The sequence below is a fragment of the Dehalogenimonas formicexedens genome (genome assembly GCF_001953175.1).
Taxonomy (GTDB): Bacteria; Chloroflexota; Dehalococcoidia; order Dehalococcoidales; family Dehalococcoidaceae; genus Dehalogenimonas; species Dehalogenimonas formicexedens.
The window spans coordinates 385,523-411,674 of record NZ_CP018258.1 but is presented as its reverse complement, the minus strand read 5'-3'; the positions used below and the strand labels follow the sequence as shown (position 1 = coordinate 411,674).

General features: G+C 53.0%; 27 protein-coding genes, 1 pseudogene, 1 riboswitch and 1 other annotated feature. Of the genes and pseudogenes, 12 read left to right on the top strand and 16 right to left on the bottom strand.

Going from position 1 to position 26,152, the window contains the following annotated elements; genetic code table 11:
- Window position 1 precedes the first annotated feature (1 nt).
- From Dform_RS02200 to cobS, 5 genes are read right to left on the bottom strand one after another with little or no spacing between them, the layout of a single operon-like run.
- Window positions 2–1,543, bottom strand: a complete 1,542-nt coding sequence (locus tag Dform_RS02200; RefSeq protein ID WP_076003581.1) for a B12-binding domain-containing radical SAM protein — start codon at window positions 1,541–1,543, stop codon at window positions 2–4.
- Window positions 1,540–2,868, bottom strand: coding sequence for a B12 lower ligand biosynthesis radical SAM protein BzaD (gene bzaD, locus Dform_RS02195; protein ID WP_076003580.1), 1,329 nt, complete (start codon window positions 2,866–2,868; stop codon window positions 1,540–1,542). Before bzaD ends, Dform_RS02200 begins: the two co-directional genes overlap by 4 nt.
- Window positions 2,869–2,872: 4 nt before the next feature.
- The gene (locus Dform_RS02190) at window positions 2,873–4,402 is read right to left on the bottom strand and encodes a DUF2284 domain-containing protein (RefSeq protein WP_076003579.1); all 1,530 of its coding nucleotides are present in this window, start codon (window positions 4,400–4,402) and stop codon (window positions 2,873–2,875) included.
- The gene (cobT, locus tag Dform_RS02185) at window positions 4,395–5,483 is read right to left on the bottom strand and encodes a nicotinate-nucleotide--dimethylbenzimidazole phosphoribosyltransferase (RefSeq protein WP_076003578.1); all 1,089 of its coding nucleotides are present in this window, start codon (window positions 5,481–5,483) and stop codon (window positions 4,395–4,397) included. Before cobT ends, Dform_RS02190 begins: the two co-directional genes overlap by 8 nt.
- Complete coding sequence (gene cobS, locus Dform_RS02180) at window positions 5,483–6,238, bottom strand: adenosylcobinamide-GDP ribazoletransferase (protein ID WP_076003577.1); 756 nt, start codon at window positions 6,236–6,238, stop codon at window positions 5,483–5,485. The genes cobT and cobS overlap by 1 nt, the downstream gene beginning before the upstream one ends.
- A gap of 129 nt (window positions 6,239–6,367) precedes the next feature.
- Window positions 6,368–6,564, bottom strand: a riboswitch (cobalamin riboswitch).
- A 325-nt stretch (window positions 6,565–6,889) separates the two neighbouring features.
- Here cobS and Dform_RS02175 point away from each other — a divergent pair.
- Genes Dform_RS02175 through Dform_RS11175 form a run of 3 tightly spaced genes read left to right on the top strand, consistent with a single transcriptional unit; the run spans window position 6,890 to window position 8,613 of the window.
- Window positions 6,890–7,255 (top strand): hypothetical protein, encoded by a 366-nt coding sequence (locus Dform_RS02175; RefSeq protein WP_076003576.1) that lies wholly within the window; start codon window positions 6,890–6,892, stop codon window positions 7,253–7,255.
- Window positions 7,252–8,292: a DDE-type integrase/transposase/recombinase gene (locus Dform_RS02170; protein ID WP_076003575.1), complete on the top strand. Its 1,041-nt coding sequence runs from the start codon at window positions 7,252–7,254 to the stop codon at window positions 8,290–8,292. Before Dform_RS02175 ends, Dform_RS02170 begins: the two co-directional genes overlap by 4 nt.
- 3 nt (window positions 8,293–8,295) lie before the next feature.
- A complete protein-coding gene (locus Dform_RS11175) occupies window positions 8,296–8,613 on the top strand; it encodes a hypothetical protein (protein WP_145925509.1) in 318 nt (105 codons plus the stop codon).
- Here the strand turns inward: Dform_RS11175 and Dform_RS02165 are convergent.
- Window positions 8,587–9,096: a class I SAM-dependent methyltransferase gene (locus Dform_RS02165; protein WP_076003574.1), complete on the bottom strand. Its 510-nt coding sequence runs from the start codon at window positions 9,094–9,096 to the stop codon at window positions 8,587–8,589. The two genes, Dform_RS11175 and Dform_RS02165, sit on opposite strands and share 27 nt — an antisense overlap.
- Before the next feature lie 213 nt (window positions 9,097–9,309).
- Window positions 9,310–9,573, top strand: a binding site (T-box leader).
- 35 nt (window positions 9,574–9,608) lie between these two features.
- Between Dform_RS02165 and trpE the strand changes: the two genes are divergently transcribed.
- The 7 genes from trpE to trpA are packed head-to-tail and all read left to right on the top strand — an operon-like array spanning window position 9,609 to window position 16,023.
- Window positions 9,609–11,057, top strand: coding sequence for an anthranilate synthase component I (gene trpE, locus Dform_RS02160; RefSeq protein WP_076003573.1), 1,449 nt, complete (start codon window positions 9,609–9,611; stop codon window positions 11,055–11,057).
- Window positions 11,054–11,626, top strand: a complete 573-nt coding sequence (locus Dform_RS02155; RefSeq protein ID WP_076003572.1) for an anthranilate synthase component II — start codon at window positions 11,054–11,056, stop codon at window positions 11,624–11,626. The genes trpE and Dform_RS02155 overlap by 4 nt, the downstream gene beginning before the upstream one ends.
- On the top strand, window positions 11,623–12,648 hold the full coding sequence (gene trpD, locus Dform_RS02150) for an anthranilate phosphoribosyltransferase (protein ID WP_076003571.1): 1,026 nt from the start codon (window positions 11,623–11,625) through the stop codon (window positions 12,646–12,648). The genes Dform_RS02155 and trpD overlap by 4 nt, the downstream gene beginning before the upstream one ends.
- Window positions 12,638–13,417: an indole-3-glycerol phosphate synthase TrpC gene (gene trpC / locus Dform_RS02145; protein ID WP_076003570.1), complete on the top strand. Its 780-nt coding sequence runs from the start codon at window positions 12,638–12,640 to the stop codon at window positions 13,415–13,417. Before trpD ends, trpC begins: the two co-directional genes overlap by 11 nt.
- Window positions 13,414–14,079 (top strand): phosphoribosylanthranilate isomerase, encoded by a 666-nt coding sequence (locus tag Dform_RS02140; protein WP_076003569.1) that lies wholly within the window; start codon window positions 13,414–13,416, stop codon window positions 14,077–14,079. The genes trpC and Dform_RS02140 overlap by 4 nt, the downstream gene beginning before the upstream one ends.
- Window positions 14,066–15,253 carry a tryptophan synthase subunit beta gene (gene trpB / locus Dform_RS02135; protein ID WP_076003568.1) on the top strand — a complete coding sequence of 396 codons (1,188 nt, stop codon included), beginning with the start codon at window positions 14,066–14,068 and terminating at the stop codon, window positions 15,251–15,253. The genes Dform_RS02140 and trpB overlap by 14 nt, the downstream gene beginning before the upstream one ends.
- Window positions 15,250–16,023, top strand: a complete 774-nt coding sequence (gene trpA, locus Dform_RS02130) for a tryptophan synthase subunit alpha (protein WP_076003567.1) — start codon at window positions 15,250–15,252, stop codon at window positions 16,021–16,023. The genes trpB and trpA overlap by 4 nt, the downstream gene beginning before the upstream one ends.
- Here the strand turns inward: trpA and Dform_RS11335 are convergent, their stop codons facing one another.
- From Dform_RS11335 to Dform_RS02120, 3 genes and pseudogenes are all read right to left on the bottom strand, one after another.
- Window positions 16,024–16,161, bottom strand: a complete 138-nt coding sequence (locus Dform_RS11335; protein ID WP_158513452.1) for a hypothetical protein — start codon at window positions 16,159–16,161, stop codon at window positions 16,024–16,026. It abuts the gene before it with no gap.
- A 30-nt stretch (window positions 16,162–16,191) separates the two neighbouring features.
- Window positions 16,192–16,362: pseudogene (locus Dform_RS11330) on the bottom strand (redoxin domain-containing protein); the annotation flags it as partial.
- 12 nt (window positions 16,363–16,374) lie between these two features.
- Window positions 16,375–16,563, bottom strand: a complete 189-nt coding sequence (locus tag Dform_RS02120) for a thioredoxin domain-containing protein (RefSeq protein ID WP_076003566.1) — start codon at window positions 16,561–16,563, stop codon at window positions 16,375–16,377.
- A gap of 131 nt (window positions 16,564–16,694) precedes the next feature.
- Here Dform_RS02120 and Dform_RS02115 point away from each other — a divergent pair, with 131 nt between their 5' ends.
- Together Dform_RS02115 and Dform_RS02110 are read left to right on the top strand one after the other, a co-directional pair.
- Complete coding sequence (locus Dform_RS02115; protein WP_076003565.1) at window positions 16,695–17,330, top strand: molybdopterin-dependent oxidoreductase; 636 nt, start codon at window positions 16,695–16,697, stop codon at window positions 17,328–17,330.
- 79 nt (window positions 17,331–17,409) lie between these two features.
- The gene (locus tag Dform_RS02110; RefSeq protein WP_076003564.1) at window positions 17,410–17,610 is read left to right on the top strand and encodes a TOBE domain-containing protein; all 201 of its coding nucleotides are present in this window, start codon (window positions 17,410–17,412) and stop codon (window positions 17,608–17,610) included.
- Window positions 17,611–17,986: 376 nt separating this feature from the next.
- Here Dform_RS02110 and Dform_RS02105 read toward each other — a convergent pair whose 3' ends face one another.
- The 7 genes from Dform_RS02105 to Dform_RS02075 form a co-directional block, all read right to left on the bottom strand.
- Window positions 17,987–19,387, bottom strand: coding sequence for a reductive dehalogenase (locus Dform_RS02105; RefSeq protein ID WP_076005032.1), 1,401 nt, complete (start codon window positions 19,385–19,387; stop codon window positions 17,987–17,989).
- A 123-nt stretch (window positions 19,388–19,510) separates the two neighbouring features.
- A complete protein-coding gene (locus Dform_RS02100; RefSeq protein WP_076003563.1) occupies window positions 19,511–20,194 on the bottom strand; it encodes a response regulator transcription factor in 684 nt (227 codons plus the stop codon).
- 18 nt (window positions 20,195–20,212) lie between these two features.
- Entirely contained in the window at window positions 20,213–21,961 is a 1,749-nt protein-coding gene (locus Dform_RS02095) for an ATP-binding protein (RefSeq protein ID WP_076003562.1), read from the bottom strand.
- On the bottom strand, window positions 21,958–22,548 hold the full coding sequence (locus Dform_RS02090; protein WP_076003561.1) for a hypothetical protein: 591 nt from the start codon (window positions 22,546–22,548) through the stop codon (window positions 21,958–21,960). The genes Dform_RS02095 and Dform_RS02090 overlap by 4 nt, the downstream gene beginning before the upstream one ends.
- Window positions 22,549–22,766: 218 nt before the next feature.
- Complete coding sequence (locus tag Dform_RS02085; protein WP_145925508.1) at window positions 22,767–23,552, bottom strand: hypothetical protein; 786 nt, start codon at window positions 23,550–23,552, stop codon at window positions 22,767–22,769.
- A 597-nt stretch (window positions 23,553–24,149) separates the two neighbouring features.
- A complete protein-coding gene (gene nrfD / locus Dform_RS02080) occupies window positions 24,150–25,313 on the bottom strand; it encodes an NrfD/PsrC family molybdoenzyme membrane anchor subunit (protein WP_076003559.1) in 1,164 nt (387 codons plus the stop codon).
- The gene (locus Dform_RS02075) at window positions 25,313–26,149 is read right to left on the bottom strand and encodes a 4Fe-4S dicluster domain-containing protein (RefSeq protein WP_076003558.1); all 837 of its coding nucleotides are present in this window, start codon (window positions 26,147–26,149) and stop codon (window positions 25,313–25,315) included. The genes nrfD and Dform_RS02075 overlap by 1 nt, the downstream gene beginning before the upstream one ends.
- Between the last annotated feature and the right edge of the window lie 3 nt (window positions 26,150–26,152).

Here is a 26,152-nt window from a genome sequence, read left to right as displayed (position 1 = left end):
TCTATGAACCACAACCGCAACCAATTGCGGGATCGGTTATCCTGTAGCGTTCGCCCTTCGGAAAGGTGACGAAAATAGCTTCTATTTTGGAATTGGTCCCGGCAACGATATTGTCGGCAGCCGGTTCGTCGATGCGCTCTCCCGCCTCGAGCCGGGCCAAGGTGTTCTCGAAACGCTCGACGAGCAGCTTAGTGATCACTTGATACAACTCGGCGGCATTGGACGGTTCGTTGAGCTGCCCCTGCCATACCCGGTTCATGGCGATAAATAAATGGTTGGTCATGCGGCCGATGATTTCTGCCAGCCGCGCCACCGCCGCGTTGGAATAGGCGGCCCGCCCCTCATAGGTGGTGTCCCGGAGAATGAGCCGTCCTTCCTGCTGCATCGTCCGGTAGGCCGACGTCCCTTGCAGGATGATTTGCGGGTGGTAGAGCACATTGGCCGTGGTGAAGATGTTTTTCAGCAGGTCATTCCGTTTTAAAAACTCGAAATTGGTACGGACATCGGCCAGGCTGGAGTCCGGCTCGAACATGATGAAGCCGACGCTGGGTTCGATGCCGTTAGCTCGTAAAACCCTGAGGGCTTCCTCGTTCTGGGCGACGGTGGTCATCTTGTTCAGGCGTGTTAAAGACTCGTCGCGGCCGCTTTCCAAACCGATAAGCATCTCGGTAAAACCGGCATCGACCAGGGCGGAAATAACCTCCGGCCGTATATCATTGACCCGGCCTTCGATGCCGAACTTGATGTTTCGTTCTTTGAGCATCGCGGCCAGCTTCAGTGCCCGCTCCCGCCCGATGTTGCCAGGGCCGAAGAAATTGGGGTCGGTGAAATAGAATTTCCGGGGTCCGTATTCGGCGATGATCCGGTCGATCTCCGCTATCACCCGCTCCGGGCTTTTAGGCCGCCAGCAGGAGTTCTCGCCATAATACGGGTTGATATAACAGAAAGTGCATTTGCCGTAGCAGCCACGGCTGCCCTCGATGTTGACCTCAGCCATCCGCATCATGGCGGGGGTGCGGACAGGATCCGGCAGGGAATCGAGGTCCTTATTGAGGTCACGCCTCCGGATTTGTATCGTGGCGTTTCCATCCAACCAGGCCATGCCGGGTACCGGCTTTCCGGCGGCCAACCACTCGGCGACCGATAACTCGGGTTCGCCGACGAACAACCCATCGAACTCGGGGCAGGCTTTAAGTATTTCCTCGTAGGCGAAGGTGGGATAGTAGCCGTAGCCGACGATCTTTCCAACCAGGCCTTCGGTTTTGAGACGCCGCAGGAAGGCGAACAGTTCTTCGTTGTTGCCCCAGACATATACCAGGTGAACTCCCAAGATTTCGGGCTTGAATTCAGCCACCCGGCGATGAATTTCGTCGTAGGTCAGCTGGTCGAGAAACCCCTCGGCGATCTCGACACGGTGGCCGAGGCTCTGGACCATTCCGGCAATGCAGCCGGTGACCAGGCTGGATGACAGCGGCGCGTTGGCGATGTCGTTGCAGCGCTCCGGGGCGATGCGTCGGGGGTGTTCCAACAGAAATACTTTCATCTCCGCTCCCCGATCTGTTGCCACATGAATACATTTTTAGTGGTGTTATGAATCTCCAGCCGGTACCTCATCGTCTGGTTTTTTGAGGGATTGTAATAGACGGGGTACAGCAGGTCGGTGCTGTCATCGATCTCACCCTCGGCGCGGGCGATGGCCTCGATGGGCGTACCGGGCATAATGCGGATGTTGTTGAGGACGACGGCGCCCAGGTTCCGCTTGGGCCCGTGTATTTTGTATAGCCGATCGATCATCGATTTCGCCTGAGAGATGCTCTCACACGTCTCGCCGGGCACGTTGGTCATGAAGTGATAAACGGAAAGCACGTCGGTCCCGGAGGTCAACTCCGCCGCCTTGACGACATCGGCGACATCGAGCTTCTTTTGCAATACATCGAGCGAGTTCTGGGTGAACCCATCCGGCGAGAACAGGAAACAGCTGCAGCCCGACTTCTCATAGAGCCGGACCTTTTCTTTCGTCAGCACGTCTTCCCGGAAGAAACCGGTCCAGGTCACTTTCAGACCCCGGCGCAGAATCTCCTCGCATATTTCCTCGAGGTGGCCGACGGGCATATTGATGACCGGGTCGTTGAAGTGGAAGTCCGTCAACCCGTACTTGCGATTAAGCATCGCGATCTCATCGACGACTTCAGCGGGCTTGCGGCAGCGCATTACTTTGCCCTGCAGTTGAGGATAGACGCAGTAAGCGCACTGCAGCGGGCAGCCGCGCTTGGTCTCGATGCCGAAAGCCGGGGCATAGCTGTTGATACCTTTGTAGATATCCGGCGGCAACAGGTCCCGGTCCGGCACAAGGTAGTCGTCAAAAGAATAGAGGGAAGCCGCCGGGTTGACGATGACGTCCTCGTTCAGGCGGCGGCATAGTCCGGAAATCTCCCCGGGAGGGCTGCCGGCCAGCAGCGCCGGAAGGCCCAGTTCGGCCTCTCCCTTGATACCCCAGCCGATCTCCGGAAGTTCCCGCATGATCCGCTCCGGGAACAGGGTGAAGCCGGTACCCCCGGCGATGATCGGGACACCGGGCAAAAGCGCCCGGATCATCCGCACGGTGACGACGAAGGGCGGGATAAGGGAGCTGGTTTTGTTAGCCAGCGGGTCGATGTTGCGAAGCGCGAGACCGATGGCATCGGGCCGCTCGGAGAGCAGTTTAGCGTTGAGCGAGCCGAATTGATCGGATTGGAGGTTCATGTCGAACAGCGAGACGTCGTGCCCGGCGCGTTTCAAATGGGTGGCCACACTGACCAGCCCGATCGGGTAAACCCTTTCGTTGGTCGCGCTTTCCACCGACGGCGCCTGTATCAGCAGAACCTTCAACTTATCACTCCAAAAGCAGCACGGCGAAATATTTCACGTAGTCATCAGCTTCCGGCAGCGTTTTTACAGCGAGGCCGGCGTTCCGTACGGTGGTGAAGACATCGATACCTGAAGCTTCCATTGACGGCCGCGCGTTTTCACGATTGGTACAGGCCTCGGTGCCCGGGCAGTCAGCGCAGATGCTGCAGGGTCCGGCCCACAGGGAGAAGGCCTTGTGAAACCCCGCTTTGAAGGCCGAGTGTTCAGCTTTCAAAACCCTGGCCTGGAACTGGCGGGTCGGCGGGACTCCCTGGAGCAGCAGGCATTTTGAAAAGTTCTTGAGCATCAGGCGCGTTTTTTCGGGCTTGATGCAGTTTGGCGGGCAATGTGCTTCGCCGAAACTCTCGCAGCCAAACTCGCACTTCAAACCCACCCACTCCGGAACCGAGATCAAATCAGGGGTGATTTCTTTGACTTCCTCGAAACCGAACGATCTGATCCTGGCTGCCAGTTGGGAAATTCGGCCGATCTGAAGTTTGCCCAGATTTTCCGGTTTCCGCGCCGCCGCCAGGACAGCGGTATCCGACTCAAGCGGGATCAATTCCGTTAAGGCAAGCCCGGCTTGTTGCAACTGTTGCCGCGCCCAGGCTGCCGGGTACACCTTGCCGTTGTAGGTGTTGACCAGCATGTTCAGGTCGGACAGGGCGCCCTTCTCAGGGGAATGCTCAAGAAAGAAATCATGAATGAGGATCAGCCCATCGTCAGCCAGGTGGGCGGCCGCCTGGGACAGCACGTGCCCGGCCTCGACCTCAGCGAAAGCATGGAGGATATTGGACAGGATGATCAGGTTATATTTGTGGGGCAAGTTCCAAGGGTCAAGCACATTGGCAGGCCGGTATTCGATGCGGCCTTCAAGGTTAGTGCCGGCATGACATCCGGCCGCAGACTCCAGCACCTGGGGCATATCCAATAGTGTTGCCCGGGTGTCTGGGAAGGTTTTAAGGAAGCCGGCTGAGAAAGCCCCCGGCCCGGAGCCGACGTCGAGGATTTCCCCCTCAAGATTGAGTCCGGCGAAAATGGGCAATATCTCTTCGATCTTGGTCTTAGCTACGGAGTCCATAGCCAAACAATATTTTCGGAAGCGCTCTTTGGTGGCGGCTTCCGGTTCGTCCGCCGGCTGGAAAAGGACCCGGGTCCCCTGTTCCAGGCACCGGTCGAGAGTCTTCCAATTTTCTGTAAGGTATTTGCGCCACAGGATGGAATCGCCCTGATATTCAGGCGCGCCCCTGACCAGGTACTTGCGGGCTAATTTGGTGTTGCCGCAGAATCCGTCAGCCTCATAGACCAGGCCTATCGCGGATAACGCGTGTACGAACCGCTTGAAAGCCGCGGGCTGGTAACCCAATTCAGCGGCAAGCTCTACTACAACCTTGCCGTCAGGCTCGAGCAGGCTAAAGACGCCTTTTTCGACAGCGGTGAACAGTACCTCTGACTGCCAGTAACCCGTCGCCAGGTCCTCCAGGTACTGCGGACTCAAATCCTGGGGATCACGCATGCGCGGAGTCCTCCTTGCCCGGACCGGTGACCCCGGCATCGGTGAAGGTCAGCATCTTGAAAATAACCCGGGAGGCGGCCTCGACGATGGGGAAAGCCAGGGCTGCCCCGGTGCCCTCGCCCAGCCGCAGGTTCAGGTTCAATATCGGCCGCAGGCTGAGTTCTTCCAGCATCAGACGGTGGCCGAACTCCAATGACTGGTGAGCGGCGATCATGTAGTCAACCGAAGCCGGCGCCAATTTCTTGGCAACCAGGGCTCCGGCCGATGAGATGAAACCGTCGACGACTACCGGCACCCGGTGATAGGCCGCGCCCAGGATAAGGCCGGCGATACCGCCGATCTCGAACCCTCCGACCCTAGCAAGTACGTCGATGGCGTCTCTTGGATTGGGTTGGTTACAGGCGATGGCCTGCTCGATAACTCGGATCTTGTTTTCAAGCGCCGCGTCGCCGATGCCGGTGCCCCTGCCGGTGACCTGCCGGGGCGTTTTGCCTGAAAATACCGACAGGAGGGCGGCGGAGGGCGTCGTATTGCCGATGCCCATGTCGCCGGTGCCGAGCAATTCAACGCCATCGCCGATTAGCCTCGTGGCGATCTCGATGCCTGCTTCGACCGCCTTGATTGCCTGCTCCCGGGTCATCGCCGGGCCGACGGCCATGTTGCCGGTGCCGGAAGCGACTTTATAACCCAGGATCTTTTTCTGGGCGGCCAGGTCGCTCAGGTCCGCGGCTACGCCCATATCCACCACGGTTACGCCGGCGCCGGCCGCTTCAGCCAGGACGTTGATGGCCGCGCCTCCGGCTACAAAGTTGCGGACCATCTGGGGAGTGACTTCCTGGGGGAAGGCGCTCACGCCCTCGGCGCAGACCCCGTGATCTCCGGCCATGGTCACGATCATTTTTCTCTTGACTGAAGGCGTCATCGATTCCTGAATCGCCGCGAGTTGCTCAGCCAAATCGAGTAGATTGCCGAGGCTGTTCAAGGGGATCGCCAAATCGTTGAGCCTGGCCCTGGCCTTCGACCGCCAGACAGTGTCTACCGGCCTGATGCCTAGGATCACTTCATCTAAGTTCGTATTCATCACAAGCCACCCCCAATGTTGTGGGCTATAAACACAATCGCCAGCATCGCCAGCACTTCGACCGCTTCATTGGCAGCGCCAAGGGTATCGCCCGTGATGCCGCCGAGTTTGCCCTTTATAAATTTGAAAAATAAGATCGTCCCGAAAAAGGCGACACCGAGAGCGATCAAACCGCTCAGTTGCAGCAAGGCAACCGCAACGCCAACGGTGACGACAGAGTTGAGCCCGAGTTCCCGCCAGCCGACGTGGTCGGTGAAGACACCGATGCCGGTGGACCTGATATAGGTATAACGGGCGGCGCCGTAGACCTGCGCCCAGCGGCCGAGCACCGGCGCCGCCACCAGGGCGATCATCGCCGTTCTGAGGTCCATGACGCTCAGTAGCGCGAGCTTAGCCGCGACAACTATGACGCCGGCCATGACGCCGTGGGAGCCGACGCGGGAGTCCTTCATGATCTCCAGCATTTGTTCTCGCGGTTTGCCGCTGAAGATGCCGTCGGCGGTGTCCATGACGCCATCACCGTGGAGGTTGCCGGTGACCAAAACGGCGAAGATCATAGCGCCTAAGGCGGCGACCAGTGGAGGGAATATCTGATAAAGCCCCCAGTAAAGGGCGGCGGATGCGCCGCCTATGAGCAGGCCGATTAAGGAGAAGAAGGACATCGACCGGGCCATGGTGCGGTTTTCGACCGTTTGCGCCTGGGCGAACGGCATCTTGGTCAAGAACTGGAGCGCCAGCATGAATTGCGTCTTCATAGATTTTCAGCCAAATAAAAAATCCCCAAACTCAAGCTAAGTTCAGGGATTTCCGCCGGAAAAAGAAAAATCCCTAAACCGTTAGCATCGGCTCAGGGATTTACCATTTCCCATGAAGCCCTTTTCCTCGAGGGTTTTTGATTGCCGGCAGGTCTTCTGGCTCCCGGATCGTCCTACTCCTTGAGGCCTTCCCCTCCTGTTTCAACAGGAAAGTGGCATATCCCAAGTTTCGTCCCCGGTCACAGCGGCGGGACCGCACCTGATTTTCGCAGGGTTTCCCAATTAAGTCCCGATACTATCGGGACGCCGACACCACTCACGCGATATTCAATTGTTCAGAATTATAACAATGCAGTTGTTTTATGTCAATGATTAATTTTCTGACATGCGGGTGATTCAATTGGCTTTTTCATCAAAGCCGATAGGAAAAACTGGCGGGATTCTCCCTCGCCGAGTGGTATCTCCTTGATCCGGAGAATCTCGAATGAAGAGTGGAACAATTTGCGTATGTCACCCGGAGAAAAACCGTATGGCGGGCCGCCCCAATTATGCCCCCGTTTACTAAAGGAATTGGCATCGTTCCATGTTAGTTGAGTGCTTTACCGCGAAGGTGTATCCTCTTGCCAATAGTAGCAAGAGGAGATTAGTAGCATGGCTGACCAAAAAGAACCTCAGTATTATTTGGACAGGCAAATACAACGAATCGAACGGGAATGGGATAAATGGGAAAATCTCGTTCAAATTCTATTTGTTATCGCGGGTATTATATTTCCGTTTATTATTCCCTTTGCCCTTACAACGGAGGGCCCATTGAAAGACATTTTAGGTTTAATTTCATCGGTAGCTTTGTGGACAATAATAGCCTGTGCTTTTTTACTATATAGAAATTCAGGCAAGATAACGAAATTAAAACTTGATGAAATAAATAAAAAACTAGATGACAATAATTCTAATATCACAAAATTAGTAGAGTCCATCGATAAGTTAGTCGAGAAAATGGATGAAAAAATGAAATGAATAACGGAATCACCTGTAAATACTGCCAATCTGAACATGTTTCAAAATTCGGTAAATACAAAGAGACACAGCTTTACTGGTGTCCATCTTGCAAGCGGAAATTCAAAGCTGATTCAGCTTTGTTCAATATGCAGAAGCCGCCGAATTATGTTACTAGCGCATTGAACATGTTTTACACCGGAATGAGCTACGGCGACATTAGCAAATTCCTTGAACAAGAATACCAGTACAAAGCCTCAAAGCATGTTCTTTATAACTGGGTGAACAAATACACAGACCAAGCTGTTGAACATTACCGGAATGAACACCCTAAAGTTGGGGACACTTGGATCGCCGATGAAACGTTTATGGATGTTGATGGGCGCAAGATATTTTTCTGGGACATCATTGATTCAGACACCCGCTATTTAATCGCAACCAGGGCGTCATTCACTCGCGGAACTAAAGACGCGCAGATGCTGATGGAAGCCGCCGCTAAACGTGCAGGCAAACAACCTAAAGTTGTATTGACCGATAAATATCGGGCTTACGTGGATGGAATCGAATTAGCTTTCGGGGCTGACACCGAACATCGGCAGAGCCGCCCGTTTGTGGCAGAGGATAGCACGAATAAAATAGAACGTTTCCATAACACCCTGAAAGACCGCACAAAGGTTATGCGTGGCTTTCGGGATATTGAGACTCTAATATCATTCACCGATGGCTTTGCCGTCTATTACAACCACTTCAGACCGCATGAGGCACTCCATAACAAGACACCTGCTGAAATGGCTGGGCTTGATATCTCAATCAAGAATTGGGGCGATGTCTGCCGGATGCCCATATCCAAAGAGGAACATCTTAAAGACCGCGCAGAACCTGACATTCCGCGCAGACGATACAAGCTTGATGAATCATTCAAGAAAACTCGAAAGCCACCAAAGACAAGCCGCCTAACCCAAGCTGGCATTTCGATTGTTGAAGTAAAAGCAAAGCTACCGAGATTAACGCCTAGAATCCCTCGTGAAGTGAGACGACAAATAGGCATGGGGAGGTAATTTATGGCAATTGAACTCCTTTGGCTGACAACAGGATTGGTATTTGTGGTGCTTGGCTACTATGAATGGAATAAGTCTAGTAAAAAGATTGAACATTTTCGGCAGACGCCTCGCCCCCAACGCGAAGATATGCATTTTGAAGTTCGAATTATGGGGCAAGATATTGACCAACCTATCACAGATTTTGTTGAAGATTTCAATGGTTATCTCGACACGTTGAACGAAGCTAATAGAAATGAGAGAAGAATAGCATCGGTTGGATTTTATCTAGCCGCCTTTACATCCTTTTTATCCCTAGTCATAGGGAAATTGTCCATATGAGGAACAACCTAAATGGAACGATGCCAAGGAATTAAGCTGGTAAAGGCCTCCCGGTTTCAATACCCGGTAAACCTCGTTTATGAAGGCTGAACGCTGCCCCGGAGCGAAGTTGTGGAAACAACCACGGTCAAAAACAAGGTTGAAGAAGTTTCCGGGGAAAGCCAGATCGAGGATATCCCCTACATTGAAATCGCAGGCAACGCCCGCTTTAGCCGCTTTTTCCCCGGCAATGGATATAGCCGTCGGATAGATGTCCACCGCGTGACACTCGTAGCCCCGCTGTGCCAGATAGATAGCGTTGATTCCGGAGCCGGTGCAGATATCGAGAACCGGACCGGGTGGTACCTGCCCCGATTCGATCAGTTCGATGAGGTTGTCCGACGGCGCCCCTTCTTCCCACGGCAAACCGGCAACCGGATTTGTCTTGTAAGTTCGCTCCCAGCGGGCGGCGGTTGTTTTTGAAGTTTTGATTTTCTCATTCATCAGCGCGCTCCATATCCAACAAAGATTGTAGCCTGCAGAATCATTTCGGACAAAAATCATAATGTTGTCTCATCTTCATAATCCCGATTCCGTTCATGGTTCGACAAGCTCACCAAGAACGGATAACAGGAAACGCAAACAATGATCAAATTCCTTGGGTCGGATTTGACAACCCGGCCTGGAATGAGCTACTTTAGAAGGTAATTTAACAACTTAAAAGCGTTGATCCAGACGAGTAAACGTCAGGCGGGCTTCAGAGAGCCGGGTTAGGTGTGAGCCGGCAGTTGCGCGGGGGTTGAATGGACTGGGGAGCTGCGGACCGAAAGAGATTCGAGTAGGCTTCGCCGGGAAGGGCGCCGTTAAACGGCCCAGGGTATCGTCTTAGACCGTACCCGACAAGAGATTGATTCTTTAGCCCTAAGGCTTTTGAATCGAACCAGGGTGGCACCGCGAGGTATTTGAGCCTTCGCCCCTAGTGGCGAGGGCTTTTTTATTTGGTCGCGGAGGCAGAGATGTATAGGCCAACCCTGGAAGACGTTAGGAAAACGGCCGGTTCCGGTAACCTGGTGGCCATCAGCCGGGAGATCATGGCTGACCTGGAGACCCCGGTATCCGCCTTCCTCAAGATATCCCGCGGCGGTCCGTCTTTCCTCCTTGAAAGTGTTGAAGGCGGTCAGAAAATTGCCCGTTATTCCTTTATCGGCACCGAACCGCGCGCGCTCCTGGCGGCGGAGAGCGGTTCCGGCGACGATCCGCTGAAACGTCTCGAGAAGGAACTCGCCGGACGCCGGCTGGTACCCAACCCCGCCCTGCCCCGTTTCTGCGGGGGGGCGGTGGGTTATTGCGCCTACGAAACCGCCGGCAAGTTCGAAAAACTGCCTTCGCCGCAAAACGATTCACTCGGCCTTCCGGAGGCGGTATTCATGCTGGTGGACACTTTCCTGGTCTTCGACCATCTTGCCCACCGTATCAGCGTCGTTTCGCTGGCATCGCTGGAAGGTAATCCGGACACCGCTTACTCTGAAGCTACCCGCCGGATCGATGAACTCTGCCGGCGCCTGGCCGCCCCGCTGGAAATCCCGGTTCCACCCGGCCGCGTTCACACAGCCGGCGCCGAGTTCACTTCCCTGATCACCAAAGAGGCCTTCGAAAACAGCGTCATCAAAATCAAAGAAGCCATCACCGCCGGCGAAGCCATCCAGGTTGTCCTTTCACAAAGATTATCGCGCGCCACCAGCGCCAAGCCTTTCGATATTTATCGCGCCCTGCGCAGCATCAACCCGTCCCCCTACATGTTCTATCTCGACTATGGCGATTTTCAGATCATCGGCGCCTCGCCGGAAATCCTGGTTCGTGTGGAGAACGGAGAGGTGGCAACCCGGCCCCTGGCCGGAACCCGGCGGCGCGGGGCGACACCGGCGGAAGACCTGGCCCTCGAGGCCGAACTCCAGGCTGACCCGAAGGAACGGGCGGAGCACATCATGCTGGTCGACCTCGGCCGTAACGACATCGGCCGGGTGGCCAAACCGGGCACGGTCGAGGTGTCCGACCTGATGAACGTCGAACGGTATTCCCATGTGATGCACCTGGTAAGCCACGTCAGGGGGAAACTGCGGGACGAGCTGACTTGTTTCGACGCCCTCCGGGCGGCGTTCCCGGCGGGCACCGTCTCCGGCGCGCCAAAAGTCCGGGCGATGCAGCTTATTGCCGAACACGAGCCGGAGAAACGCGGTCCCTACGCCGGGGCGGCGGGTTACTTCAGCTATACCGGCGACATGGACATGGCTATCTCCATCCGTACGATGATCGCCAAAGAAGGCAAGGCGTATGTCCAGGCCGGCGCCGGCATAACTTATGACAGCCAACCCGAGTCCGAATATTTCGAGACGCTCAACAAAGCGCAGGCATTGTTCAAGGCGGTCAACCAGGCTGAAACCTCAGGAATGGAGGAGGCGAGATGATTCTGCTGATCGACAATTACGACTCATTCACGTACAACCTGTATCAAGTGTTATGTCAACTTGGCGCCGAGGTAGCGGTCAAACGCAATGACGAGATCGACATCGCGGGCATAGAAGCGTTGTCGCCGAAAAAAATCGTCATTTCGCCGGGACCTTCATCCCCTGCCCGGGCGGGTATCTCCAACGAGGTCATCAGGCACTTCAGCCCTAAAACGCCGGTGCTGGGAGTGTGCCTCGGCCACCAGTGCCTGGGTTACGTTTACGGCGGGGAGATCATACCGGCCAAATCGGTCATGCACGGCAAGGCTTCGGTTATCGAACACACCGGAAAAGGGGTATTTAAGGGATTACCAAAGAAGTTCCCGGCGATCCGGTACCATTCCCTGGCCGTCCGCCGCGACACTCTGCCGGATTGCCTGGAAGTAACCGCCTGGACGAACGACGGAGAGATCATGGGACTGAAACATCGGGAGTACCCGGCGCAGGGCGTCCAGTTCCACCCTGAATCGTTCATGTCGGAACACGGTTCCGATATTCTGCGCAACTTCCTTGAAGGAGACTCAAGATGATCAAAGAAGCCATCGAAACCCTGGTGACCGGAAAGTCCCTTTCAGCCGACGAGGCTTCCGCCGTCATGGCGGAGATCATGGACGGGCAGGCGACTCCAGCCCAATTCGGCGCTTTTGTCACCGCCTTGCGGTGCAAGGGAGAAACCATCGATGAGATGGTCGGCCTGGCCCGGACAATGCGGGCTAAAGCCCTGCCCGTTGCTTCAGGCGGTCCGGTTGTCGATACCTGCGGTACCGGCGGGGATGGGGCGGGCACCCTCAATATATCGACAGCCGCGGCTATCGTTTCAGCCTCCTGCGGCGCAAGGGTGGCCAAGCACGGCAACAGAGCCATGTCCTCCAAATGCGGCAGCGCCGATGTCCTGGAAGCGCTCGGCGTCAGGATCAACCTGTTGCCGGACGAAGTAACCGAGTGCCTGGATAAGGTTGGCGTAGCCTTCATGTTTGCCCCGGTGTTCCACCCGGCGATGAAACACGCCGGGCCGCCGCGCAAGGAAATCGGCATCAGGACCGTATTCAACCTGCTGGGGCCGCTGTGCAATCCCGCCGGCGCGTCCTCCCAGGTGATAGGCGTACCCAATAAAGACCTGATGCTCAAAATCGCGGCGACATTGCGGGCGCTGGGCGGAACCCACGCTCTTGTCGTTCACGGCGAGGGATTGGATGAGCTCACCGTTACGGGGCAAACCCACATCTGTGAATTGATCAACGACGAACTGCACCGTTACACCGTATCGCCCGAGGACCTTGGACTGCCGCGTTACTCCGTGGAGGCCGTCAAAGGCGGCGATGCCCGGTGGAACGCCGCGGCGATGCTGCGGATGTTCCAGGGCGAGACCGGGGCTTTTCGAGACGCCGCCGGGTTGAATGCCGCCGCGGCGCTGCTGGCGGCTAATTTGGTCAAGACGCTGGGCGAGGGAGTGAATCTGGCATTGGATGCCATCGACAGCGGCAAGGCGCTGGCTAAACTGGAAAAATTCATCGAAGTAACCCAGATGCTGGAGATGCGCCGTGCTGCTTGATGAGATTGTGGCGGCGACAAAAACCGCTCTCACCGAACGAAAACGCCGCATCCCGTTGACTGAAATCGTCCGGCAGGCCGAGAGTTGCCCCCCGCCGCTGGATTTCGCCGGAGCGTTATCAGGGAACACCGTGAAAATCATCGCCGAGGTAAAAAAAGCGTCGCCATCCAGAGGCGTGATCAAGGCTGATTTTGAACCGTTGAAGATCGCCCGCCAGTACGCCGGAGCGGGCGCCGCGGCTGTTTCGGTATTGACTGAAGAGAAGTATTTCGAGGGCAGCCCCGATTACCTGAAAACAATCGCCAACGAATTGGGTGGCAACCGGCCGCCGTTACTGCGCAAGGACTTTATCATCGATCCCTACCAGGTATATGAATCCCGGGTTTTGGGGGCGGATGCTATTCTTCTCATCGTGGCAATCCTGTCGCCGTCGGCACTCACCTCATTACTCGATCTGGCTCGTTCGCTTGGAATGGAAGCCCTCGTCGAGAGCCACAATGAACCCGAAATACAAACCGCTCTCGAAAGCGGCGCCGGGATCATAGGCATCAATAACCGGGACTTGAAAACATTCAAAGTGGACCTGAAAACAGCCGCCAGATTGCGCCCCTTTATTCCAAACGACAGGCTGGTGGTCAGCGAAAGCGGCATTTCGAGCGGCAAGGACATCCAATACCTCAACCGGCTTGGCGTGAACGCGGCGCTTGTCGGCGAAGCGCTGATGACCGCGCCGGATATCAGCCTTAAGCTCAAGGAATTGGCGCGATGACCCGTATCAAGATCTGCGGCATAACCGACGTGGAGACCGCGTCCCTCTGCATGCGGTTGGGTGTGGATTTTATTGGTCTGGTTTTTGCCGACAGCCGAAGGCGGATAACTCCGGAACAGGCCGTTGAGCTTACGCGCACTATACTAACCCAGGCAAAACGCCCGAAGATCGCCGGGGTCTTCGTGAACGAGACCGCCGGTAAAGTCAACCATACCGCTGAAGCTTGTCACCTGGACGTCATCCAGCTTTCCGGCGATGAGGACGGAGATTATTGCGGGCGAATCACGCGGCCGATCATCCGGGCAACCCGTATCGATCAAACCAGCGCCGCCGAGGAGATCCAATGCCGCATCGCCGCGACCGGCGCGCGCGACATCCACCTGATCGACCGCCATTCCCCGGGATCATTCGGCGGGTCGGGACAAAAATTCGATTGGGCTATTCTTGAAAACTTGAGCCCGGCGCTCAAAATCATGGTCGCCGGAGGTCTGACCCCGGAAAATGTCGAAGAACTGATTTTACGTTATCACCCCTGGGGCGTGGACGTTTCCAGCGGCGTGGAAAGCCACGGCCGGAAAGACCCGGCTAAAATCATGGCCTTTATCCGCGCCGTACGCCAGGCGGACGCGAAACTGAAAGGAGTCACAAATGCTGCCCGATAAACGAGGCTATTTTGGAGATTACGGCGGGCGCTATGTGCCGGAGACCCTGGTACCGGCGCTGGCCGGTCTCACCGCGGGCTACGAGCAGGTGAAAAGCGACCCGTCATTTCGAAGCGAACTCGATGCCTTGCTTGCCGATTACGCCGGACGGAAGACGCCGCTGTATTACGCCAAAAACCTGTCACGACGCCTCGGTGGAGCAAAGATCTATCTCAAGCGTGAAGATCTGGCGCATACCGGATCGCATAAGATCAACAACGCATTAGGCCAGGGGCTTTTGGCAAAACGGCTGAATAAAAAGCGGATCATCGCCGAGACCGGCGCCGGGCAGCACGGTGTCGCCACGGCGGCGGTGTGCGCCATGCTGGGCTTGCGATGTGTCGTCTACATGGGAGAAGACGACGTCAAACGCCAGGCGCTGAACGTTTTCCGGATGAGGCTCATGGGCGCCGAGGTCCGGCCGGTGGCTTCGGGGTCGCGGACGCTCAAGGACGCGATCAACGAAGCGATGCGTGATTGGGTGAGCCACCCCGAGGACAGCTATTACCTTATCGGTTCCGTCGTGGGTCCCCACCCCTACCCGATGGTGGTCAGGGACTTCCAGTCGGTAATAGGGAGAGAGTCCCGGGACCAGATGGTATCGCAAACCAGCAGGCTGCCGGACCGCGTTATCGCCTGCGTCGGCGGCGGCAGCAACGCTATGGGCATGTTTTATCCCTTCATCGGCGATGCTTCCGTCAATCTCATCGGCGTCGAGGCCGGGGGATCGGGGTTGGCCAGCGGCAGGCACGCCGCCACCCTTTCCGCCGGGCGGCCGGGCGTGCTCCACGGGGCCAAATCGTACCTGATGCAAGACGAAAACGGCCAGGTTGCCGAAACCCACAGCATTTCCGCCGGACTCGATTATCCGGGCGTAGGGCCGGAACACAGCTTTTTGAAAGACAGCCTCAGGGCAGAGTATGTTTCCGTCGATGACGCGGAAGCCCTGGCCGCGTTCCGGCTACTGTCGGAGACCGAGGGCATCCTGCCGGCCATGGAGTCCTCCCATGCCATCGCCCAGGCGGTGAAGCTTGCCCCGGCGATGGATGACAGGCAAACCATCCTCGTCTGCCTGTCAGGCAGAGGCGATAAAGACATGGACATAGTGATAAACGCGTTAGGAGCGCTGGAATGAGCCATCTTGCTTCCAAGTTCAGCCGTAGGCGAAAAACGCTTATCGGCTACCTGACGGTGGGTTATCCCGACCCCGAGACGACCCTCCGCGCCGCCAGGGTCCTGGGAAACGCCGGCTGCGACATCATCGAACTCGGCATTCCCTTCTCGGATCCCATCGGTGACGGCCAGGTAATTCAGACCGCCAGCCACCGGGCGCTGATGAACGGCATTACCCCCGCCGCCTGCCTCGAGATGGCGGCGCGGTTGCGCCAGGAAACGGACCTGCCCCTGGTTTTCATGAGCTACTACAACCCGGTCCTGAGCTATGGCGTCGGGCGATTCTGCCGCGACTGCCAGTCAGCCGGCGTCAACGGCCTGATCATCCCCGACCTGCCGCCCGAGGAGTCAGGCGAACTTGGAGCCGCGGCGGCGGCATGCGGAGTCGACCTGGTGTTTCTGCTGGCGCCGACCAGCACAGCTGACCGCATCGCGGCGGTATGCCAAAAATCAAGCGGGTTCATTTACCTGACCTCGGTGGCCGGGATAACCGGCGCCCGCGACGGAGTCCCGGGGTATTTGCCGCAGTTCGCCGCCACGGTCAGGAGGGAAGCGCGCCATCCCCTGGCGGTTGGTTTCGGCATTTCGTCTCCGGCACAGGCGAGGGCCATCGCCGAGTTCGCTGACGGCGTCATCATCGGCAGCCGCCTGCTGCAGATGATCGAAGCGGACTTCTCGCTGAACCGGCTGGGAGAATTCGTTTCCAGCGTCAGAGACGCCCTCGACACCTGATCAAGCCCCAGGGCTTTCCAGGTCCAGCTGGTCGATGACGGAGAGGACTTCATCGGTCGAGGAAATATCGCTCGTGGCCTCCCCGTAATGGGAATAGCGGATCAGCCCTTGCTTATCGACGATCAGCACCGCCGGCATCCGTCCTATCAGGGTCTTGACCCGTTGGGCTTAAAGCCCGGCTACCCGGTGTTCCGGGCCGTCGGCAAGCCCCCGGAAGGGCATGTCGTGTTCCTTCCACCATTTTTGGAATTGAGCCGGGTTCTCAGGCCCGATGGCCACCACCTCGACTCCGCGCCGGGTGAATTCGCCGTACCGCTGGCGCAACTGCGCCATGTGCCTGCGGCAGTACGGTCAGAAAAATCCCCGGTTGAACACCAGGACAACGGGAGACTTGTTCTTGAAATCAGATAGCCCGAACTCGCGCCCGGCGGTATCTCTAAGCACAAAATCCGGGGCGGTTTTGGCGGTGTCTGAATTCAGCGGTTGGACCATCCATTCAATGATAGCAAGGGTAGCCCCAGAATCACAGCGGACAGTCATATGGCCAATAAAGCTCCCGTTAAAATAGTATTAAATTTTCAGGAAATCCGTAAAGATACGAATTCCAATTTTATTCACCCCGGCGCATAATCTTATTGGCTATAATCCAAATTTTTTAGAGATCGGGACACATGTTGAGAAGATTCTGGCTGATCTACTGCCTGGCCGTTGCGTCGCTCTTCCTTTCATCCTGCGCTCCGAAAGAATACCTTCCGGGGGAAGCCAGGGAATTCCAGGGGACAAAATTGACTCCCATAAGCGGCCAAAACAACAACGCCCTGAAGGGCACCCAGTACATTGACCGGGCCTCATACATTCTCACCGTGGACGGCCTGGTAGACCATCCCTTGAGTTTGAGTTACGCCGACCTGGAGGCTTATCCGCAGGTATCCCGATTGATGAACCTTCACTGTGTCGAAGGCTGGGAATTCACCGCGAAATGGACCGGTCCTTCTCTTGTCGACATTCTTAATGCGGCCGGAATCCAATCCGAAGGAAAAATCATCATCTTTCACACCACTGACGTGCCCTCGGGCTATACGTCCCTCAATCTCAGCTACATATTGGATAACAACATCATCCTCGCCCTGAAAGACAATGACATCACCCTTACGCCCGACCGCGGATTCCCTTTTCAGGTGGTGGCGATGTCCAAGTTCGGTTACAAGTGGGCCAAGTGGGTGACCCGCATCGAGGTGTCATCGGATACCGAATTCTTGGGCTACTGGGAGAGCCAGGGGTATCCCAATTCGGCCAATATCCCCTGACACGCGGAGCGCCTCCCAGGTTCTTAAACGATAGCTGATAGGGTATGATTGTAAAAGGAAGTTAAAAAGGAGGATTTTAATGCTTAGCGCTCGCAATCAATTCAAAGGTATGGTCAAAAGTGTAAAACTGGGCACGGTTATGGCTGAGATTGTAGTTGATACCGGAAATGTCGAGGTGGTCAGCATTATCAGCCGTGCCTCCGCCGAACACATGAATTTGAAGGTTGGAGACAAAGTAACCGCGGTCATCAAATCTACCGAAGTGATGATCGAAAAGTAATCGATTCAGCGGTGGCTCTCTATTCATTGTTCTAAAAGGGAGTGCCTAATTAGGCACTCCCTTTTTGCTGAGATTGTCATTAGTAGCGATCTCGTACGTCAATCATTTGGAGAGTAGGACACAAATGCAGAGATTGTATCGTAAACCTGTTAGGATGGTGATGAAAGAGTGTTAGTCTCTCTCAGAAACACAGGCCATTCTCAATGACTAAGACCCAAACAAAACGAGAGTTCAACGGTCTGATTTGCTATTAGATCTCTCATCCTGTTAGTCTGACTTCAGCTGAATGGGGGACAATATCCGGCGGCGTCTGGACAAGATAACCGAGGGACCAAAACCCCTCGGTTATCTTGTGAGGGTACCTGCGGATTGCGGCCTAAATATTTGAATTGAAACCAAACATTGGTTGCGTTTTAAGGTCCCACCAGGATTCGGGATCCCTATTGGCATAATTATAACCAAATGCTTGATCCATATTCTTAAATATTGTGTTAAATATTGGTGTGGTAGCAACCGTTGCTTTAACCACTTCATGGATACCTGCCTTGTCTTTTTTGGCGAAAACGCAAGTGGCTACGCAAATTGAACATAGACTTGTTGATTCGAACCAGTAGGTGCGACATTTTATTCCGTCGCAAAGGAACGCTTTTTTCCCAGGATGATTCCCTTCATATTTCCTATCCCATGATAGGGTATCATCGGGATTTAATGCTCCTGAAGGGCAATGGGTAGCGCATAGTTTACACGTTTGGCAAAAACGCCATATACCAGCATCGATAGGCTTATCAGGAGACAGCGGAAGGTCTGTAATGATGCTTCCCAATCGAGCCATTGTCCCATACTCAGGCATTATACATTGACCGAGGCGACCTTGTTCGCCTAATCCACTAACAACAGCAAGAGCAGGGTTGATACTGACATTATTCACGAATTGATAACTTCCCAACCCTTGATACCCGAGCATCCTGACAAATCGTTGAGCCCGTATTTGGAACAAAGTACTCAAAGAGTATGAGAGTGCGGTTGTCGCATCCCCAAGCAAAGTGGGTGCCCGTTTGTTCATCTCTTCTGACATGGGGAGAGAAAAAACGATGGCCCATTTACATTTATTCGGTATGACGCGTTTAGTCGTCGTTTCAGAAGCTGTCTCAACTTCCTCAAAAACGATGTTTTTACCGTCCCAATCAACACCGTCAATTAGCTTTCTATGATTATCATTTAACTCAACTACAGAAACAGTTCCGGCTCCAAGAAACCGGAAAGCTTTCCGGATTATAGCCGAATTTTCTTCAGGGCTTCCTTGCCAAATAGGCACACCAAGATCACCTGGTTTACCCATACCGTAAGGTGTTACTGTCGTGTCTCCAAAAAAATCATGTGAAAAACCTACCTGCCAACCGTACGCAGCCGCATCAAATAACGCATAGTCTTTTAAAGTGTAACCGGATTTATTTTCCAATATCCACTGTTTACGATCTTCTTTTTGTTTGGCACCCTTTGCATTAGCCACGTCTTTGCCAACGTAATTGGCATAGGAAACCTGGGGTATTTTGGTTGCGTCATGCCGCTGCATCATAGACCAATCAATTTCCACCGTCGGTTCATCTTGGTCTTTGATCCACCAATCCCGTTTATTGCCTGCGGTTGATTCAGACAACAATTCATCCAGATCACTAAATGTTGGACCTGCTACTGCTAAGGTTCCAATCCCTCCGCCCGCTAGTCCCAACCCCTTCATAAAATCACGACGACTCACTGTTGAATGATTGATCGACATTACACCCTCCATCAAATTTCCTAGGAATCATGATATAGGATGGGTGTAAACACAGGGGTTATTTGGGGCACCAGTATAGTGCATTATGGTAACAGTTGGGTAAACGGAACAGTTCGGATAGCTCTAATGAGGGGGAGGGATCATATACCCTATACCCCGTCTATTCAGAATGATTTCTGGTTGATCCGGTTTAGTTTCGATTTTTTTCCGGAGACGGCAGATGTAGTTTTTAATATTATCCGAGGAGCCAGAGATATAATCTCCCCAGAGTATTTCGGATAATTCCGCATTTGTAACAATTTGGCCAGCTTTCCTGATTAGGTGGTAGAGTAACCTGGCTTCGGTTGCTGTGAGAAATACCCGATTATCCCCAAGATATACTTCTTGAATTGAGGCACCGAATCGGATATTTGAGTAGGTGACCGATAAGTCTTCTTCAAGTAACCTGCGTTTTTTTAAAGCTGCTTTTAGACGGGCAATGAGTTCCATCTGTCGGAATGGTTTAACTAAATAATCGTTGGCATCAAGGGCAAAAGCCTTTACTAAAGCATTTTCATCGCCCCGGACAGTGATAATGATAATTGGGACAAAAGAGAAAGTCCGTATCTGTTTCAATACTTCATAACCGTCAATGTCGGGTAAACCAAGGTCCAATAAAATTGCATCAGGATTCAGCTTCTCGGCTAATGCCACACCGCTATTGCCATTTGAACTTGAAGTAACATGAATGTCTGGCCATGCCATACTTAAAACATAAGAAACTGTATCAACGATATTGGGATCGTCTTCAATTATAAGTAATTTCATGTTCGTTCCCAGGTAAAATCAAGCGAGTGGCAGCGTAAAGAGGAATGCGCTCCCGGTTCCTATTTTGCTTGTAACCCAAATCCGCCCAAGGTGTTTTTCAACAATCATTCTTGACAAGGCAAGACCCAATCCCAAGCCACTAAGATGAGAATTGGAGGAACATTTATAGGGATTAAAAATGTCAGCGATTCTATTTTCAGAAATCCCGGGACCATTATCAACAATTGAAAACAATATGTCGTTCATTTCGACACGCGTCGAGATAGTGATCTGCGAGTTATCCCCTGAATATTTTATCGCGTTATCGAGTAGGTTAGATATTACTTGAGTAATACGCTTTCGATCACCCATTGTTTTTGGTAGTTTAGAATCTAGATGACAAGCAATCGTTTGGTTGAATAATTTCGCTTTAGCCACATAGAATTCGACCGCATCACCTACGGCATCGTTTAACTGAAATGGTTTTGAAGTAACACGCAAGATACCGACTTCACCACGCGCTAGATCAAGTAGTTCGTCTATCCGGCTATTTAAGTCATGAGCACCGTGGTTAATACTATTTACCAATGGTCGCCATTGGTTATCACCATTCATATTGGACAGAGTATCACTAGCCAATAGAATGGGGGTTAGTGGCGTCTTTAGTTCATGGACAAGAGCGCGAGTGAATTCGACGCGTCGTTTTATCTCCTCCTCGAGCTCGACTCGCAATTGGGTCTCTTTTTGATATAATCTCTTTAACTCATCTTCGGTTTCTTTCCAAGCCGTGATATTCTCGAGTTTGCCTATAAAACATGGATTCAGGGTGCCGTCGTTGTTGTAGGTAGGGGAGAAACATTCTCTAACCCAAAGAACCGAGCCATTTTCATGACGCACTCGGTATTCTATGTTAAACGGCAATTGAATGCCGCGAGACAAACATTGAGCAAAATAGGAAAAGCGCTTCGTTGAGACCTGGCGGAATGTATCTTCGTCAAAGTAGAATATCCCGTCAGGATTCGAGGTGTACAATCGTTTGAATTCGCCAGGGAGAAAGCCAAGTAATTGAAATATTTTTGGGCTGACAAAAACCAATTTATTGCTCAAAGTATTGAGCTTAAATTTCGCTTCATTGATGGTCCCGATCGGGGTTTTACATCGTGAATGGTCTCGTTTCGTTTGTATGAACCCGCCTTTACTTATTCGTTCACCTGCAGTTTTCACACCGTTCATAACTAAGTGTTGGAAACCAGAGGTGTCGCACTCCCTGATCTCGTAAGGGACCCCAAAAGCTTGAGAAAACGAGGAGACATCCTGCTCTTTAGGTTTATCTGGCTCAAATCTACAAGCAAGTATTTTCTTTGTTCCACAATCTCGAATTAAATTTCCATGCTCGCTATTCGCACCGTAAGAAATGAAAACCTCTTTCCGCCACGTGGTACATAGCGCATTTTTCAGGAGCCAATAACCCTTAGCTAAATAATCCTGGGCTATTTCCTTACCAAGCAACATCTCCCAACAACTGTCGCCTTCTAACTTAATAATCCTTTTTGAATATTGGCGCAGGATATTCTGCAGGTCAGGGTGGCAATTTCCATAGACGAGTAAGGCAACGTCATTTTCTAAACAAGCTTGGTCAAAGACATGTCTTATTAAATCAGAAGAAATTGAGAACATGCAGGAAGGAACCAGGGGATATAATTTATATTCTTTGTTGAAACAGATGCTATTTCTAACCTGCGTGATAATGGAGGAGCATGAAATGATACCAATCTGGTTTTTAATCATTTGTCCTCCTTAACTATTGATTCAATCAAGCTTGGCAAATCTGGCGGAAAATAGAAACCTGGAAAATGTTTCATCAGCGATTTGTCAAGTGAAAATATCAATCCGCCCGCAAACGCTTTATTAGTTAAAGATCTCAATTGGGGGACATATGTTTGGACAAGGTTAATATATTGGAAAGACGAGAAACTAAAAATGATAGCTCTTGGTTGCTCGATTTTCCATTTATTAATAAGTAACTTTAAATCATCTTCACTAGAGATGCCCTGAAACGAGGTGGCGATATTGTGCGTCTCTAGATAGGCTTTTGTCATTAGTGCGCCTATTGTTTGAAGGCTCGAAAAGTAGCATATTGGTAGAGATTCTCTGTTTAACCAGGTAATTTTCAATGCTTTGATACGCTGGTTAACAAGATCAATGATTGAGTAGATGTGAGACGGCCTAATTTCTCTGGCGTTCCATGAAAGAATGGTGCTATCAAGTAAACGAATCAATTCAGACTGATTCATTCCATTTACTGGAGATTCACTGATTGCCCTAGATGAATAGCACCAATCCCAAGGACTACTAGTATGCGCAAGTTCAAACATGATCAACCCTTATGCCCATTATATCACTATAATCTCTGCGTTAGAGTAACAAATAGTACCAGAAAGGTAACAGCTGGATCTTATGAGTTAGAAACCAACAAACCTCTAAAGCGGAATGACAACCAAAAATAGTACAAGAAACCAACGATAAGAGCGACAATTGCCGGCATTGCAGCATTGTTGCCAAACAGGACGAAGGCAATTGCGCTTGCACCTGCTCATTTCTTCATGGAACCAAGTAACATGTAGCTTATTGCCTTGGAAGGTATAACGTTCAATTTGCGGCATATTCGAAAAATCAGTTCACCAAGGGCAAAGATAGTTATGAAAGCTGTGAGTGATGTCACCACAAGCAAATTTGATGAAGTCATCAAGAGATCACGATTTAACCCAATAAGAGTAAAAATGACAATGGCCAGACACCAATTGATTATCCAGCCAGTATTTTTCTCTGTGTATTTAATCAGGCCGGATAATCTAAGTATTTGGGAGAGTACGAGAGGTAAAACAATAAGTTGTCCCAAAATAACAAACAATTGATTGCCGGAATATTCATTGCCAAGGAAAACGTAGACAAGCAACGGTAAGATAAATATTGCGGCAACATATCCCCCTGCCGTACCAATATATGAAATAGCAATATCTCCCTTCAGATTGTAACTGAAAGGTGGGATGGTAAGAGATGGCGGTGCCGCAGCGAGGATAACAAAACCAGCACGGAGGATTGGGTCGTTGGTCATTAAATACCCCAGAGCGATATTTAATCCTCCTAAAAGAAGAAAATTTAAACTGAGGGAAATAACAAGGGGTCTGAACATGTGACTCGGGGCGAGTACCTCAGAAAGACTGATTCGACTTAGAGATAATGACATAGCGCAAACCAACATTGGGATAATTAGACCTTCTCCGTGTTTGGAAACAGACGGCAAACACAAACCCGCTATGATCGCGACTAGAAGAATAAAGTTATGTTGGCGCAAAAAGACCTTAATAATGATGTTCATATGCGAAAGCGGCCTAATCATAACATTTCAAGCTATTGTTGATCATACTTTCACTAAATCTTGGTTTGCGATAGTGCCAGCAGTTTTCTTGCCCAATGGCTTTGCAGTTTCTCAAAAATGAAAACGTACCGTAAAATATTTTTTGAAAATGGCACCAAAAACGTCACGAGACGCTTGACATCTTCGAGAACACTGGTGCTATAATACTTTCCATGAATATTAGCACACCTGTACATTTACCCCCAGTAACTCCGAAGCCCTCCACTCGCCACGTAAATCATGGAGGTGAATTGTTTCCTTTGTTTTCACGGGTGGCAACGGCGTTGAAATGTTTGGGCGACCTGCGGTCGCCCGCCGCGTCGTACCCACGCGGAACGCTAAATGCTAAATGCTAATATTCGGATTTCGGATTTGTGGCAGATTGGTTTTCCCTCGTTATTGGGAACGAATCCCGCGATTGGGCCAAAGCTGAAAATGGATGATTCGTTCCTTCATAAAACTTTCATTGAAAAAACGCAAACAACGAATCTTTCCGGCACAAAACAGTGGAGCGGCTCTTCCGAACCGCTCCACTTGGGATGCACTCGAGGGTGAGGGTTAGGCCGTTACGACCACCGGGTTGGTCTTGGCTACCGCTTCGGGCAAGCCGGCCTTGTTATCCGCGAAGAGCGGCAGGTACTTGGCAGCCAGCCTGAAGGCGTAGATGGCCCCGGCAATGAGACCCAGGGTGAAGATGAACTCCCACACCGTCGGGAAGTAGCTGCCCTGGCGGTAGACCGCGTGCGACAGCACCAGGGTGTTGATGCGGTTTAAGAGCATGCCGAAGAAGATGAGCGATGATGCCCAGAGGAGGCCAGCCCTGGACTCCCTGACCTTCTTCATGGCGATGAGGATGACCGGGACAATCATGCCCAGGCCCACCTCGGCGATGTACAGCAAGCCGTAGGTGTCGAACTTGAAGGCCGAGAAGTGGCCGGACTGGGCGGTATCCCAGATCCTCAGGCCCAAGTAGACGACCAGTATCCAGGCGGCGATGGACATGACCTTGGAGAGCACGTCCAACCGCAGCGTCAGTTTCCATGACTTGGCGGTGACGATGGTAAAAATGGTCAGCACCGAAAGGCCCAGCGACATGGCCGAGATGACGAAGAGGTAGCCCATGAGCGGCAGGTGCCACAGCGGCTGCTGTTCCGGGGTGATCAGGAACAGGGCGCCCAGGGACGACTGGTGCAGGAAGGACAGGAGGATGCCGAAGGTGACCAGCGGTACGGCCAGGGCATGCTGGACGGTTTCGGCCCTGTGCAGCCCGAAGCGGGCGAAGACGTTGGGCGAGAACTCAAGGTACAGCACCGTCAGGTACATCATGACGCACCAGGCCACTTCGAACATGATCGAACTGGGCTGCCACATCCACAGCGGGTGGACGATGAGCGGGCTGCGGCCAAGGTCGACGGCGATGCCCAGGGCGCCGATGGTGTAGCCCAGGGCGGCGATCAGGATGGCGGGCTTGACCAGGGGACGGAAGGTCTCGATCTTGAAGATGTAGACCAGAGCCGCCAGAACGAAGCCGCCGGCCGCCGAGGCGATATAGATGCCGACGTCGAAGGCGACCCAGAGTCCCCAGGGCCAGTTGTCGGACAGGTTGGTCACCGCCCCCAGGCCCCAGATCATCTTGGCGGCGAGCACGCCCAGGGCGCCCAGCGCCAGCAGGATCTGGACGACGCCCCAGAAGCTGAAGAGAGGTATATTCTTGTTGTTCACTAGTGGTTTCCTCCCTTCGAATTAGAAACGGCAGATTCCTCAAGGGCTTTCTTCTTGATTCTATTGTTGCGCCAGACATAAGTGCCGACCAGGAAGGCGCCGAGCGCCGCGATCTCGTACGGGATCCGGCTCAGGAATTCCCAGGTGAAACCGGGATAGCTTTCTTTTTCAACATTCGGGAACCCGATAGCCTGGGGATTCTGACCGGAAATGAACAGCACCTGGGTGCCGCCGGCTTCTTCTTCTCCATAGATGTGGTTGAAGTATTTGTCCGGCGAGTTGGCTATCCTGTTCTTGGCAACGGCCAGCAGGTCATTCCGTTCACCGAAAAGGATAGCCTTGGGTGGGCACGTCTTGGAACAGGCCGGAATTTCGGAAGGGTTCTTGTTTAGCTGGCGGTCCCAGCACAGGGTGCACTTGGCGATCTTGGGCCAGGGATCGGTCTTGCCGTTCTCGTCGAACCAGGTGTACTTGGGGATATCGAACGGGCAGGCGTTCTGGCAGTAGCGGCAGCCGATGCAGCGCCCTTCTTCCCAGACAACCGGACCGAAATCTAGTTTTTGCAGCGCGCCGACGGGGCAAACCGAGACGCAAGCCGGATGTTCACAGTGCATGCACCTCTTGGAAACAAAGGTCCAGTCAAGGTCTCCGTTGCTCTTGGTGCCCTCGTAGAACTCGACGTGAACAAAGGTATAGGCGTTGGTTTCCGGGGGATTGGTCATCGTCGGAGAGAACTTGGTCTCTACCGCCGGATTGAGGTTCCATTGTTTGCAGGCGCTCTGACAACCCCGGCAACCGGTACACTTGACAGTATCGATAAGCAGTCCTTTTGCCATCTT

Excerpts from the sequence above, each read along its gene's own strand:
- Dform_RS02165 (WP_076003574.1), bottom strand. The coding sequence starts at position 9,096 with ATGAATGAGAAAATCAAAACTTCAAAAACAACCGCCGCCCGCTGGGAG.
- Dform_RS11175 (WP_145925509.1), top strand. The coding sequence starts at position 8,296 with ATGGCAATTGAACTCCTTTGGCTGACAACAGGATTGGTATTTGTGGTG.
- trpE (WP_076003573.1), top strand. The coding sequence starts at position 9,609 with ATGTATAGGCCAACCCTGGAAGACGTTAGGAAAACGGCCGGTTCCGGT.
- Dform_RS02190 (WP_076003579.1), bottom strand. The coding sequence starts at position 4,402 with ATGCGTGATCCCCAGGATTTGAGTCCGCAGTACCTGGAGGACCTGGCG.
- Dform_RS11335 (WP_158513452.1), bottom strand. The coding sequence starts at position 16,161 with ATGCCGGCGGTGCTGATCGTCGATAAGCAAGGGCTGATCCGCTATTCC.
- Dform_RS02090 (WP_076003561.1), bottom strand. The coding sequence starts at position 22,548 with ATGTTTGAACTTGCGCATACTAGTAGTCCTTGGGATTGGTGCTATTCA.
- Dform_RS02095 (WP_076003562.1), bottom strand. The coding sequence starts at position 21,961 with ATGATTAAAAACCAGATTGGTATCATTTCATGCTCCTCCATTATCACG.
- Dform_RS02155 (WP_076003572.1), top strand. The coding sequence starts at position 11,054 with ATGATTCTGCTGATCGACAATTACGACTCATTCACGTACAACCTGTAT.
- Dform_RS02115 (WP_076003565.1), top strand. The coding sequence starts at position 16,695 with ATGTTGAGAAGATTCTGGCTGATCTACTGCCTGGCCGTTGCGTCGCTC.
- Dform_RS02170 (WP_076003575.1), top strand. The coding sequence starts at position 7,252 with ATGAATAACGGAATCACCTGTAAATACTGCCAATCTGAACATGTTTCA.
- trpA (WP_076003567.1), top strand. The coding sequence starts at position 15,250 with ATGAGCCATCTTGCTTCCAAGTTCAGCCGTAGGCGAAAAACGCTTATC.
- Dform_RS02085 (WP_145925508.1), bottom strand. The coding sequence starts at position 23,552 with ATGAACATCATTATTAAGGTCTTTTTGCGCCAACATAACTTTATTCTT.
- cobS (WP_076003577.1), bottom strand. The coding sequence starts at position 6,238 with ATGAAGACGCAATTCATGCTGGCGCTCCAGTTCTTGACCAAGATGCCG.
- Dform_RS02120 (WP_076003566.1), bottom strand. The coding sequence starts at position 16,563 with ATGACTGTCCGCTGTGATTCTGGGGCTACCCTTGCTATCATTGAATGG.
- Dform_RS02200 (WP_076003581.1), bottom strand. The coding sequence starts at position 1,543 with ATGAAAGTATTTCTGTTGGAACACCCCCGACGCATCGCCCCGGAGCGC.
- Dform_RS02175 (WP_076003576.1), top strand. The coding sequence starts at position 6,890 with ATGGCTGACCAAAAAGAACCTCAGTATTATTTGGACAGGCAAATACAA.
- Dform_RS02110 (WP_076003564.1), top strand. The coding sequence starts at position 17,410 with ATGCTTAGCGCTCGCAATCAATTCAAAGGTATGGTCAAAAGTGTAAAA.
- cobT (WP_076003578.1), bottom strand. The coding sequence starts at position 5,483 with ATGAATACGAACTTAGATGAAGTGATCCTAGGCATCAGGCCGGTAGAC.
- trpD (WP_076003571.1), top strand. The coding sequence starts at position 11,623 with ATGATCAAAGAAGCCATCGAAACCCTGGTGACCGGAAAGTCCCTTTCA.
- Dform_RS02100 (WP_076003563.1), bottom strand. The coding sequence starts at position 20,194 with ATGAAATTACTTATAATTGAAGACGATCCCAATATCGTTGATACAGTT.
- Dform_RS02140 (WP_076003569.1), top strand. The coding sequence starts at position 13,414 with ATGACCCGTATCAAGATCTGCGGCATAACCGACGTGGAGACCGCGTCC.
- Dform_RS02105 (WP_076005032.1), bottom strand. The coding sequence starts at position 19,387 with ATGTCGATCAATCATTCAACAGTGAGTCGTCGTGATTTTATGAAGGGG.
- Dform_RS02075 (WP_076003558.1), bottom strand. The coding sequence starts at position 26,149 with ATGGCAAAAGGACTGCTTATCGATACTGTCAAGTGTACCGGTTGCCGG.
- trpB (WP_076003568.1), top strand. The coding sequence starts at position 14,066 with ATGCTGCCCGATAAACGAGGCTATTTTGGAGATTACGGCGGGCGCTAT.